Genomic DNA, 12,081 nt, shown 5'->3' with positions numbered 1-12,081 from the left:
GGCGACAACCACGCCACGTGCTCGTGCTACGCGCAGAACATGGCCTACGGCGTGCGGCCGCCGCACCTGGCGGAGTGGATCGTCAACCTCGGCGAGGCCGCGGAGTACATGTTCGACCACAACATCTTCCAGGAGAACCTGGTGGGGGTCGACTACTGCGAGAAGATGGTCTCGGAGACCAATCCCGGCGTGCTGGAGCGGGCCAACAACACCGAGGCACCGCACGCCGCCGAGCACGGATACCGGACCGTCGGCGACATCATGCGCTCGCTCAACCCGTTCACCGGCGAGTTCTACCGCGAGGCGCTCCAGGTGAGCCGGTTGACCCGCGAGATGTTCTGCCTCATGGAGGGCCGGCACGTGCACCCCTCGACGCTCTACCCCGGCGGGGTGGGCACCGTGGCCACGATCCAGCTCATGACCGACTACATCACCCGACTGAAGCGCTACGTCGAGTTCATGAAGAAGGTCGTGCCGATGCACGACGACCTGTTCGACTTCTTCTACGAGGCGCTGCCGGGCTACGAGATGGTCGGCAACCGGCGGATCCTGCTCGCCTGCTGGGGATCGTTCCAGGACCCGGATCACTGCAACTTCGACTACCGGGACATGACCAACTGGGGGCGCAGGATGTACGTCACCCCCGGCATCGTGGTGGACGGCAAGCTCATCACGACCGACCTCGTCGAGATCAACCTCGGCATCCGCATCCTGCTCGGCTCGTCCTACTACGAGGACTGGGAGGACCAGGAGACGTTCGTGACGCACGACCCGCTGGGCAATCCCGTCGACCGGCGGCACCCGTGGAACCAGCACACCAACCCCAAGCCGCAGAAGCGCGATCTCGACGACAAGTACTCCTGGGTGATGTCGCCGCGCTGGTTCGACGGCTTGGACTACCTGGCGCTCGACACCGGCGGCGGTCCGCTCGCCCGGTTGTGGTCGACCGCGCTGGCCGGGCTCGTGGACATCGGCTACGTGCAGTCGACGGGGTCGAGCGTCAAGATCAACCTGCCCAAGACCGCGCTCAAGGGGCCGGTGGAGATGGAGTGGAAGATCCCGAGGTGGAGCAACACCATCGAGCGCAACCGGGCCCGCACGTACTTCCAGGCGTACGCCGCCGCGTGTGCCCTGCACTTCGCCGAGAAGGCGCTGATGGAGATCCGGGCCGGACGCACCAAGACGTGGGAGACGTTCGAGGTGCCGCAGGAGGGGATCGGGTGCGGCTTCACCGAGGCGGTGCGTGGCGTCCTGAGCCACCACATGGTGATCCGTGACGGGAAGATCGCCAACTATCACCCCTATCCGCCGACCCCGTGGAACGCCAGCCCGCGCGACTCCTACGGCACGCCGGGGCCCTACGAGGACGCGGTGCAGGGCCAGCCGATCTTCGAGGAGAACGACCGCGAGCACTTCAAGGGCATCGACATCATGCGCACCGTGCGCAGCTTCGACCCGTGTCTCCCGTGCGGGGTGCACATGTATCTCGGTGAGGGTCAGACCCTCGACCGGCTGCACTCCCCGACCCAGTCGGCCGGCGCGGAGTAGCCCCACCCATGACGACTCCCGACCTGCCCGACGCGTCCCTCGACCTGCGAGCGGCGGGAGAGCGGATCGACGCGCTGCTGACGGCCAGCGCCACGGGCGGCGTCATGGCACGCGAACGCGCGGAGTCGCTGGTGCGCACCGTCACCGACCTGTACGGGACGGGGATCGAGCGGATCCTGGAGATCCTGCACGAGGCCGGTCGGCTCGACGACGACCTGCTCGACGCGCTGGCCGCCGACGAGCTCGTGTCCGGCCTGATGATCGTCCACGGCCTCCATCCGTACGGCGTGGAGGAGCGGGTCGAGCGGGCGCTGGAGAGCGTCCGCCCCTACCTCGGCTCGCACGGGGGTGACGTCGAGCTGCTCGCCGTGACCGACGACGGCACGGTCCGGCTGCGGCTGCTCGGCAGCTGCGACGGGTGCCCGTCGTCCTCGGTCACCCTCAAGCTCGCGGTCGAGGGGGCGATCGAGGACGCCGCGCCCGAGGTGGTCGCGATCGAGGTCGAGACCGCGTCGGGCACCGCCGACACCCCGACCGGGCCCCTGATCCCGGTCGGTTCCCTGTTCAGCCACCTCCAGGAGGACCCGGCGGACCTGGGCGCCACGTGGCACGTCGTGCCGGCGCTGGCCGAGCTCGGCGACAGCGGTGTGGCCGTCGTCGCGGTGGGATCCCTGCAGCTGCTGGCCTGCCGGATCGGCCACCAGCGGTACGTCTTCGCCGACCGGTGCGCGCGCTGCGGGTCGAGCCTGTCCGGCGCCGGGCTGGCGCGGCGGCTCGGCGGAGCCGCGGGTGACGCGCTGCTGAGCTGCCCCAGCTGCCGGGCCCACTACGACGTGCGTCGGGCCGGCGGCTGCGCGGAGGACCCCCAGCTGCACCTGGACCCGTTCCCGGTCCTCGGCGACGGGGAGTCGGTCTCGGTCGCCGTCCCTGTGGCGGAGGTCGCATGACCACCGGCGGGCGGAGCCGCGTGCCGATGGCGACCCTGCGCCGGGTGCGGAGCGCCCGCCCGGCAACGGCTCCCGGCGAGCGTTGCGAGATGTGCGCCGAGCCGATCGCCGAGCAGCACCAGCATGTCGTCGACCTGGAGACCCGCACCCTGATGTGCACGTGCCGCGGGTGCTATCTCCTGTTCAGCGATCACGAGGCGGTGCTGCGCTACCGCGCCGTGCCCGACCGGTACGTGTCGTTCCCCGGCTTCGTCCTCGATGCCGCGGCCTGGGACGACCTGCAGATCCCCGTCGGGCTCGTGTTCGTCTTCCGCAACTCCGTCCAGGACAAGGTCGTGGCGTTCTATCCCGGCCCGGCCGGGGCCACCGAGTCCGAGCTGCCCATGACCTCCTGGGACCGGGTCATGGCCGCGAACCCCGCCCTCGGCCAGCTGCGTCCGGACGTGGAGGCACTGCTCATCTACCGCTCGGACCGAGGCCGTGGCGACTTCCGCTGCCTGCTCGTGCCGATCGACGTGTGCTACGAGCTGGTCGGCACGATGCGGACCACCTGGCGCGGCTTCGACGGTGGACAGGAGGCCCGGGCGGCAATGGACGCGTTCTTCGCCCGGGCGGAGGGCCGCAGCCGACCGTCCCCGGCCGTGGCCGAAGCGGACCGGGACCCCTCGTGAGCGGCTACGGGTTCAGCGTCCTCGACATCCAGGCCGAGCCGTACGCGGCGGTGCCCCAGCTGTCGGCCCGCCTGCGCATCAGCGAGGCCACCGGCCAGGTGGTGCACGCCATGGTCCTGCGGTGCCAGGTGCGGATCGAGCCGCAGCGCCGGGCCTACGCCCCGTCGGACGAGACGGGCATGCGGGCGCTGTTCGGCGACCGGGAACGATGGGCCGACACGCTCCGCCCGTTCCTGTGGATGCAGTGCAGCACGACCGTGCAGGGCTTCCGCGGCTCCACCGAGGTGGACCTGCCGCTGCCGTGCAGCTACGACTTCGACGTGATCGGCTCGCGCTACCTGCATGCGGTCGGCGAGGGCGACGTCCCCCTCTCCCTGATGTTCTCAGGAACGGTCTTCACCCGCGGCTCCACCGGGTTCGGGGTGGAGCAGGTCCCGTGGGACAGCGACACCCGGTACGCCCTCCCGGTCGCGGTCTGGCGCCGGATGATGGACCTGTACTACCCCCGGCGGGGCTGGATCGGGGTCGACCACGACACGGTGGCCGCGCTCGCGGACTACCGCGCCCGGCACGGAATGACGTCGTGGGACGAGACGCTGCAGCGCCTGCTGGCCGGCGAGCGCGAGGTGACGCCGTGAACCTGGACCGGGCCCGGGCGGTGGCCGACACCGTCCTCTACGAGGGATATCTGCTGTATCCCTACCGGGCCAGCTCGAGCAAGAACCAGGCCCGCTGGCAGTTCGGCGTGCTCGGTCCGCCCGGTGCCCTGCGCGACGGCCTCGGCGAGGACACCTCGATGTCGATGCAGTGCCTGCTCGACCACACCGCCCCGTCAGCGGCCGTCGTGGTCCACCTGCGCTTCCTGCAGATCCAGCGGCGTCAGCTCGTCGACGGCGCCGGTGCCGAGGTGCCCGCCCTTCACGTGGACGGCACGACATGGCTGAGCTGGGACGAGGCGGTGGAGCGGGAGCACACGGTCCGCGCGGACCTCGGCGAGCATCCCGACGGTCTCTCGTGGGACGTCATGATCGACGGCGGCGAGGAGGCCGAGCCGCTCGTGGACTCCACGGGCGCCACCGCCGGCACGATCGTCCGACGTCGCTGGGCCCTGTCCGCCCGGGTCCGGTCACGGATCGTCGTCGACGGTCTCGTCCGGCTCGAGATCAGCGTCGACAACACTCATCCCGGCCCGGTCGGCGACCGGCAGGCCGCGACCCGGCGGTCCTTGCTCGGCGCGCACCTGCTGGTCGAGGCGCACGGGGCGGAATTCGTGTCCCTGATCGACCCACCCGACGCCGCGCGGGACGCCGCGCAGCGGTGCCGGCAGCAACGCTGCTGGCCGGTGCTCGCCGGCGAACCTGGCGACACCGACCTGCTGCTCGGGCTGCCGATCATCCTGTACGACTACCCCGAGGTCGCGGCGCAGAGCGCCGGCGCACTGTTCGACGCCACGGAGATCGACGAGATCCTCACGCTGCGGGTCCTGACGATGACCGACGAGGAGAAGGCGGAGGCCCGGGCGACCGATCCCCGCGCCCGGGACATCATCGACCGCTGCGACGACATGGCGCCGGAGACGCTGCACCAGCTGCACGGCATCCTGCGCTCACCCCACGCCGGCGAGCCCCTCCCTTCCGAGAACGGCGACGTCCCGTGGTGGGACCCGGCCGCCGACGAGTCCGTGCGCCCGGAGGTCGACGCCGTCACGATCAACGGGGTCAGCGTGGCGAAGGGAAGCCTGGTCCGTGTGCACCCCAACCGGCGAGCCGACGCCCAGGACATCTTCTTCGCCGGCCAGGTCGCCCGCGTCACCGCCGTCCTGTCGGACGTCGACGGGGGGACCCATGTCGCGGTGGTGCTGGCGGACGACCCGGCGGCCGACCTGCACGACTGGTACGGCCGCTACTTGTACTTCGCCGCCGACGAGCTGGAACCGATCGAGACGCCGCACAGAGAGGAGAGCCGCCCATGAGAACCGTGGGATGGATCACGAGCAGCATCGGCGCGATCATCGCCGTCGGCGCGGTGGTGGTCGCCGCGATGTCGCTCCCCGACATCAAGCGATACCTCAAGATGCGCCAGATGTGAGGTCCGGCGCCCCGACGAGCAGAAGGAGGCCGAGCATGGAGTCACCCGGCAGGCAGCTGGCGGCAGGGCCCCGGGACGACCACGGCCGAGGACGGGCCCGGAGATGACGGTCCTGGTCGCCGGCGTCGGCAACATCTTCTTCCGCGACGACGGCTTCGGTCCCGAGGTCGTCCGTCGACTCGCCACGCCCCGGGCCGAGGGGCTGCGGATCGTGGACTACGGGATCCGGGGCATGCACCTCGCGTACGACCTGCTGGACCACGACGGCCCCCTCGTCATCGTGGACACGGTCCCCGGTCCCGGCGACCCGGGGACGGTCTCCGTGCTGGCGGTGGGGCCCGATCAGCTGGGTGGCGGCGCGCTCGACGCGCACGGGATGGACCCGGTCGCGGTGCTCGCCAACCTCGAGCTGCTGGGCGGCTCGCTCCCTCCGACGTACGTCGTCGGCTGCGTGCCGGAGGACGTGTCCGAGGGGATCGGTCTCAGCGCGACCGCCACGGGCGCCGTCGAGGCCGCGATCGTCGCCGTCCGCCGGCTGGTCGCCGACCTCCAGGTCGAGGTCTGATCATCATGTGCCTCGGAATCCCCGGCCGGGTCACCCAGATGGCCGAAGGCTTCGGCGGGCAGATCGCCCTCGTCGACGTCGAGGGCGTGTCCCGCCAGATCAACATCGGAATGCTCGACACCCCACCCGCGCCGGGTGACTGGGTCCTCATCCACATGGGCATGGCCCTGGAGGTCGTCCCCGAGGCCACCGCTCGCGACGCGAGGTCCGGCCTCGAGCTGGTGGGCAGCGGCTCGGACGGGCCCGTCCGGCGCCGGCTCGAGGTTGCCGGCGTCGTGCAGGGGGTGGGCTACCGCCCGTTCGTGTACGCCGCGGCCGCCCAGCTCGGTCTCACCGGATCGGTGCGCAACGACGTCTCCGGGGTCGTGATCGAGGCGGAGGGACCGGCCGAGGCGATCGACGAGCTGGTCCGGCGCGTGCGCCACGAGTCGCCACCCCTCGCGGTGGTGGAGCGCGTCGAGGTACGCGAGCTCGACCCCGTCGGGGGCACCGGGTTCAGCATCGGTGAGTCGAGCCGGACGGGTGGGCGCCGGACCTTTGCGTCGCCCGACGTCGCGATGTGCGACCACTGCGCCGCCGAGCTGCGGGATCCGGCGAACCGGCGCCACCGCCACCCGTTCATCACCTGCACCAGCTGCGGCCCCCGATTCACGATCATGCTCGACCTGCCGTACGACCGCTCGAGCACGACGATGGCCGGCTTCGCGATGTGTCCCGCGTGCCGCGCCGAGTACGACGACCCGGCCGATCGCCGGTTCCACGCCCAGCCGATCGCGTGCCATGACTGCGGACCGACCGCCCGACTGGTCCGCCCCGGGATCCCCGACGCGGTGGGTGCCGAGGCGATCGCCGAGGCCCGCGGGCTGCTCGCGGCCGGGCAGATCGTGGCCGTGAAGGGCATCGGCGGCTACCACCTGGCCTGCGACGCCGGCAACGAGCAGGCGGTCGCCGAGCTGCGCCGCCGCAAGGCGCGCCGGGGGAAGCCGTTCGCCGTCATGGCCCACGACCTCGACGTCGCGCGCCAGGTCGCTGAGATCAGCCCGGCCGAGGCGCAGGTCCTGACCGGCCCACGCCGACCCATCCTGCTGCTCCGGGGCCGCGGGCACCCTGCGGTCGCACCCTCGGTGGCCCCCGGCAACCCGGACCTGGGCGTCATGCTGCCCTACGCGCCCCTGCACGAGCTGCTGCTCGGCCTGCCCGAGGACGCACCGGGCCCTCCGCTGCTGGTCATGACCTCGGGCAACCTCTCCGGCGAGCCGATCGTGACCGACGACACCGAGGCGCGCACCCGCCTGGCGTCCCTCGCCGACGCCTGGCTCACGCACGAGCGCGCCATCGTCGTGCCGTGTGACGACTCGGTCGCGCGGGTCGTGGCCGGCCACGAGCTGCCGATCCGGCGCTCGCGGGGGCACGCGCCGCTGCCGATCGCGCTCCCGTTCGACGTCCCGCCCTCGTTCGCGGTGGGCGCCGACCTCAAGAATGCCTGCGGCATCGCCGACGGCCGCTACGCGTGGGTCAGCCAGCACCTCGGGGACATGGACGACCTCGCGACGATCGACGCCCTGACCTCCACGGCCGCGCACCTCCAGCGACTGACCGGGGTCCGGCCGGGGTTGCTGGTCGCCGACCTCCACCCCGGCTACCGCTCGCACGCCTGGGCCCACGCGCACGCCGCCGGCCGGCCGGTCGTGGGTGTCCAGCACCACCACGCCCACATCGCCTCGGTGATGGGCGAGCACGGCATGGGGGCCGACCAGCGCGTCATCGGCGTCGCCCTCGACGGCACCGGCTACGGTCCCGACGGCGCCGTGTGGGGCGGCGAGGTCCTCGTCGCCGACTACAAGGGCTTCCAGCGGGCCGGCCACCTCGGCTACGTCCAGCTGGCCGGCGGCGACGCCAGCGTCCTGCGCCCCTACCGGATGGCGTTGTCGCACCTGCGCAGCGCCGGGATCGACTGGGCGACCGACATCCCGTCCGTGGCAGCCTGCCCGCCCGAGGAGCGCCGCGTCCTGACCCACCAGCTCGACTCCGGGTTCGGGTGCGTGCCGACCTCCAGCATGGGTCGCCTGTTCGACGCCGTCGCGTCGCTGGTCGACGTACGTCACGAGGTCGACTACGAGGCCGAGGCGGCGATCGAGCTGGAGGCGCTGGCGCGCGGCGTCGAGCCGGTCGGCGGCTACCGCTTCGCCCTCACGCCGGCCGCCTCCCCTGACGGACCGGTGACCGCAGCGGCGGCCCCGGTGATCCGCGCCGTCGTGCAGGACGTCCGCGACGGTGTCCCGGCAAGCCTGGTGGCGGCGCGCTTCCACGATGCCGTCGCGGCGCTGATCGTGGCGTTCGCCCGAGCGGCACGCGATGCGGCCGACCTGCACACCGTCGTGCTCGGCGGCGGCGTCTTCCAGAACGCCCTGCTGCTCGAGAGCGCGACCGCGGCCCTCGAGCGGGCCTCCTTCGACGTGCTGCGGCCCCACCTCCTTCCGCCGAACGACGGCGGAATCTCCCTCGGTCAGCTCCTCATCGGTGCGGCCGGCTGAGCGTCATGAAAGGAGCACAACATGTGCCTCGCAGTCCCAGGACGAGTCCTGTCGCTCGACGACAAGGACGGTACGCAGATGGCCGAGGTCGACTTCGGCGGAGTCCGCAAGGAGGTGTGCCTCGCGTACATCCCCGACGTCCGGATCGGCGAGTACGTCGTGGTCCACGTCGGCTTCGCGATCCAGCGACTCGACGAGGCCTCGGCGATCGAGACGCTCGCCAACTTCGACAAGCTCGGAATCCTCGAGGAGGAGTTCGGTGACGGCTTCGAGCTGGCAGCGCGGCAAGCAGGCAACCACGAGAAGGGACCGACGCCATGAAGTACCTCGACGAGTTCAGCAACCCGGACCTGGCCAGGAAGCTGATCCAGGAGATCCACAGCATCACGACCCGGCCCTGGGCGCTGATGGAGGTGTGCGGCGGCCAGACCCACTCGATCATCCGGCACGGCATCGACCAGCTCCTGCCCGAGGGCGTCGAGATGATCCACGGACCCGGGTGCCCCGTGTGCGTGACACCCCTGGAGATCATCGACAAGGCCCTCGCGATCGCCCGCCGCCCCGAGGTCATCTTCTGCTCGTTCGGCGACATGCTGCGCGTGCCCGGCAGCAGCGAGGACCTGTTCCACGTCAAGAGCGCGGGCGGCGACGTCCGCGTCGTCTACTCGCCGCTGGACGCGCTGGCGATCGCGCGGGACAACCCGGACCGTGAGGTCGTGTTCTTCGGGATCGGCTTCGAGACGACGGCGCCGGCCAACGCGATGACGGTCCACCAGGCCCACCGACTCGGCATCGACAACTTCTCCCTGCTCGTCTCGCACGTGCTCGTCCCACCGGCCATGTCGGCGATCATGGACTCCCCCACCTGCCGGGTGCAGGGCTTCCTCGCCGCCGGCCACGTGTGCTGCGTGATGGGGACGAGCGAGTACCCGGCGGTGGCGGAGAAGTACAAGGTGCCGATCGTCGTGACCGGCTTCGAGCCGCTCGACATCCTGGAGGGGATGCGGATGACGATCCTGCAGCTCGAGGAGGGCAGGCACGAGCTCGAGAACGCGTACGCGCGGGCCGTTCCCGAGGCCGGCAACCCGGCCGCGATGGCGATGCTCGACGACGTCTTCGAGGTCACCGACCGCACGTGGCGCGGCATCGGGATGATCCCGAGGAGCGGCTGGCGGCTGGCGCCGAAGTATCGCGACTTCGACGCGGAGTACCGCTTCGAGGTCCGTGACATCCACACCGCGGAGTCGACGCTGTGTCGTTCCGGGGAGGTGCTGCAGGGCCTGATCAAGCCGCACGAGTGCGCCGCATTCGGCAAGGAGTGCACGCCCCGCAAACCGCTCGGCGCGACGATGGTGTCGTCGGAGGGTGCGTGCGCCGCCTACTACACGTACCGCCGGCTCGACCTGGTGGAGGCGTGATGACTGCCACCGAGAATGCCGCGGCCCTCGACTTCGAGGGCTGGGTCTGCCCGCTGCCGCTGCGGGACTATCCGAGCATCGTGATGGGTCACGGCGGCGGTGGGGCGATGTCCGCCGAGCTGGTCGAGCAGCTGTTCCTCCCCGCGTTCGGGAGCGCCGCGCGGGCCGAGATGGGCGACTCGGCGGTGCTGCGTGTCGGCGCGGGCCAGCGCCTGGCCTTCTCGACCGACTCCTACGTCGTCAAGCCGATGTTCTTTCCCGGCGGGTGCATCGGGGACCTCGCCATCAACGGCACCGTCAACGACCTGGCGATGTCGGGGGCGACCCCGCTGTACCTGTCGACGGCGTTCATCCTGCAGGAGGGGACGCCGCTGAACGTGCTGGGCCGGATCGCGGAGGCGATGGGTGCCGCGGCGCGGTCCGCCGGGGTCGCGCTCGTGACCGGCGACACCAAGGTCGTCGACACGGGCAGCGGCGACGGTGTCTTCATCAACACCGCCGGCATCGGTCTGATCGCCGACGGGGTCGACGTCCGTCCCGAGCGGGCGGAGGTGGGCGACTCGGTGCTGATCAGCGGGGACATCGGGGTGCACGGCGTCGCGGTCATGAGCTGTCGCGAGGGCCTCGAGTTCGGCACGACCCTCGCGACCGACTCGGCGGCCCTGCACGGCCTGGTCCAGGACCTGATCGGCACCGGCGCCGACGTGCGGGTCCTGCGGGACCCGACCCGGGGTGGCGTCTCCGCCTCGCTCAACGAGATCGCGCAGGCGTCCGGGGTCGGCATCGAGCTGGTCGAGTCCGCGCTGCCGATCCCGCAGAGCGTCAAGGACGCGTGTGGCCTGCTCGGGCTCGACCCGCTGCAGGTCGCCAACGAGGGCAAGCTGGTCGCGATCGTGCCGGCCGCCGACGAGGACCGGGTGCTGGCGGCCATGGGCGCGCATCCGCTCGGGCAGTCGTCGCAGCGCATCGGCACGTGCGTCCCCCAGCACGCCGGCATGGTCGTGGCCCGCACCGCGCTGGGCGGGACCCGGGTGATCGACCGGCCGATCGGGGAGCAGCTGCCCCGCATCTGCTGACGTGTCAGCGACCGGCGGCGGCGTGCTGCGCCGCCAGCCGGGGCGCCATGACCGCGAGCTGTCGGCCCGTCCACCGCTCGAGGCTCTCGACCTCTCCGGTGCTGAGCGAGTCGCACACGCGCCCCCAGTGCACCGCCACGTGGGACCCGACCTCGACGTCCGCCACGAACGCGTGGCCGTCGACGTGGTGCGCGACGGTCTCCTGGCGCTCCGGCCCGAGGCGCAGGACGCCCGCGTCGTACTCGAGATGACGGGTCAGCACCTCCACCCCACTCCCGGAGACCGCCGCGACCCGCCCCCAGGCGATGCGGCAGGAGTCCAGGACGTGCAGGGCCTCGGGCCTGCCGGCGTCGAGCATGCGTGACCAGGGGTAGACCCCGAGGACGTGGAATGCGTGGGTGGGTGCCGCCTCCAGCAGGAGGCTGTCGTCCAGGTGACCCCAGTAGTGGCCCGCCTGCGGCCCGATCGTGTCGAGGAGTCGCCGTCCGAAGGCGCGCCGGTCGGTCCGGTCGGTGAGGTCGTTGCCGGTCCAGTACGCCCGGGTCACGGCCAGGTCCAGCGGGTCCTCGATCCCGGCCAGGGCGGCGATGATCGAGTGGTAGGGCCAGGCACCCGAGAACTGGGCGGCGATGCCCGTGACGTCCTCGTCGGACCGCCCCGCGGCGACCGCCCGCAGGGTCGCCGCGTCCTGGGGCCCGCAGTAGCCGAGGAGGTTGGGCGCGTGGGCGTACTGGGCGAACAACCGGTTGCCCGACGGTGGGGTCGTGACGTGCACGCTCACCCGCCCACGATACGACTCCGCGGTCCTGCGGTCACCCACGTGCGCGGCGTACGATCTGACGGTATGGACGCACCGGCGAGCAGCACCGGTCGAGCGGACCGGGCGCATGCCTGACTCGCCGCTCACCGCGCCGCGGCCGGTCGCCGACCTGGAGTCGGCGCTGACGGTGCTGCGGGAGAGCGGCGGGCGGGTGTCGACGTCACGCCGGGCGCTGCTGCGGGTCATGTTCGACGCCGAGGGCCCGCTCCCGGTCGAGCAGATCGCCTCGGCGGCGGTGCCGTCGCTCGACGTCCCCTCGACGTACCGGACGCTCGAGCGGCTCGAGCAGGTCGGCCTGGTCCGGCACGTGCACCTCGGTCACGGGCCGGGGCTCTACGAGCTGGCGCGGGCCGGGGAGCGCGAGTACGCCTGGTGCGAGTCGTGCGGCAAGGCCGTGTCACTGGCCCCGGACGC

The 12,081-nt window shown here is 71.8% G+C and carries 12 protein-coding genes; 11 read left to right on the top strand and 1 reads right to left on the bottom strand.

Annotated elements, in window-relative coordinates:
• The 10 genes from JWQ91_RS14730 to hypE all read left to right on the top strand — a co-directional run.
• Window positions 1-1,548, top strand: a 1,548-nt coding sequence (locus JWQ91_RS14730) for a nickel-dependent hydrogenase large subunit (protein WP_297785739.1), incomplete at its 5' end; no start/stop codon positions are given.
• Window positions 1,549-1,556: 8 nt separating this feature from the next.
• On the top strand, window positions 1,557-2,495 hold the full coding sequence (locus JWQ91_RS14725) for a NifU family protein (protein WP_297785736.1): 939 nt from the start codon (window positions 1,557-1,559) through the stop codon (window positions 2,493-2,495).
• Complete coding sequence (locus JWQ91_RS14720) at window positions 2,492-3,166, top strand: DUF5947 family protein (protein ID WP_297785734.1); 675 nt, start codon at window positions 2,492-2,494, stop codon at window positions 3,164-3,166. The genes JWQ91_RS14725 and JWQ91_RS14720 overlap by 4 nt, the downstream gene beginning before the upstream one ends.
• Window positions 3,163-3,804 carry a DUF6084 family protein gene (locus JWQ91_RS14715; protein ID WP_297785731.1) on the top strand — a complete coding sequence of 214 codons (642 nt, stop codon included), beginning with the start codon at window positions 3,163-3,165 and terminating at the stop codon, window positions 3,802-3,804. The genes JWQ91_RS14720 and JWQ91_RS14715 overlap by 4 nt, the downstream gene beginning before the upstream one ends.
• Window positions 3,801-5,138, top strand: coding sequence for a hypothetical protein (locus JWQ91_RS14710; RefSeq protein WP_297785729.1), 1,338 nt, complete (start codon window positions 3,801-3,803; stop codon window positions 5,136-5,138). The genes JWQ91_RS14715 and JWQ91_RS14710 overlap by 4 nt, the downstream gene beginning before the upstream one ends.
• Before the next feature lie 219 nt (window positions 5,139-5,357).
• Window positions 5,358-5,819 (top strand): hydrogenase maturation protease, encoded by a 462-nt coding sequence (locus tag JWQ91_RS14705; RefSeq protein WP_297785726.1) that lies wholly within the window; start codon window positions 5,358-5,360, stop codon window positions 5,817-5,819.
• 5 nt (window positions 5,820-5,824) lie between these two features.
• The gene (gene hypF / locus JWQ91_RS14700; protein WP_297785723.1) at window positions 5,825-8,353 is read left to right on the top strand and encodes a carbamoyltransferase HypF; all 2,529 of its coding nucleotides are present in this window, start codon (window positions 5,825-5,827) and stop codon (window positions 8,351-8,353) included.
• Window positions 8,354-8,374: 21 nt separating this feature from the next.
• Entirely contained in the window at window positions 8,375-8,674 is a 300-nt protein-coding gene (locus JWQ91_RS14695; protein ID WP_297785720.1) for a HypC/HybG/HupF family hydrogenase formation chaperone, read from the top strand.
• Window positions 8,671-9,771, top strand: coding sequence for a hydrogenase formation protein HypD (gene hypD / locus JWQ91_RS14690; RefSeq protein ID WP_297785718.1), 1,101 nt, complete (start codon window positions 8,671-8,673; stop codon window positions 9,769-9,771). The genes JWQ91_RS14695 and hypD overlap by 4 nt, the downstream gene beginning before the upstream one ends.
• Window positions 9,771-10,847: a hydrogenase expression/formation protein HypE gene (gene hypE / locus JWQ91_RS14685; RefSeq protein WP_297785715.1), complete on the top strand. Its 1,077-nt coding sequence runs from the start codon at window positions 9,771-9,773 to the stop codon at window positions 10,845-10,847. Before hypD ends, hypE begins: the two co-directional genes overlap by 1 nt.
• Before the next feature lie 4 nt (window positions 10,848-10,851).
• Here the strand turns inward: hypE and JWQ91_RS14680 are convergent, their stop codons facing one another.
• Window positions 10,852-11,628 carry a DUF6390 family protein gene (locus JWQ91_RS14680; protein WP_297785711.1) on the bottom strand — a complete coding sequence of 259 codons (777 nt, stop codon included), beginning with the start codon at window positions 11,626-11,628 and terminating at the stop codon, window positions 10,852-10,854.
• A gap of 106 nt (window positions 11,629-11,734) precedes the next feature.
• Here JWQ91_RS14680 and JWQ91_RS14675 point away from each other — a divergent pair.
• A partial coding sequence (locus JWQ91_RS14675) for a transcriptional repressor (protein WP_297785708.1) occupies window positions 11,735-12,081 on the top strand: 347 nt, incomplete at its 3' end.

Origin of the sequence: Aeromicrobium sp. (assembly GCF_025965075.1) — a bacterium.
In the GTDB taxonomy this organism is placed as follows: Bacteria; Actinomycetota; Actinomycetes; order Propionibacteriales; family Nocardioidaceae; genus Aeromicrobium.
The sequence above is the reverse complement of the archived record's forward strand: the minus strand, read 5'-3'. Positions and strand labels throughout refer to the sequence as shown.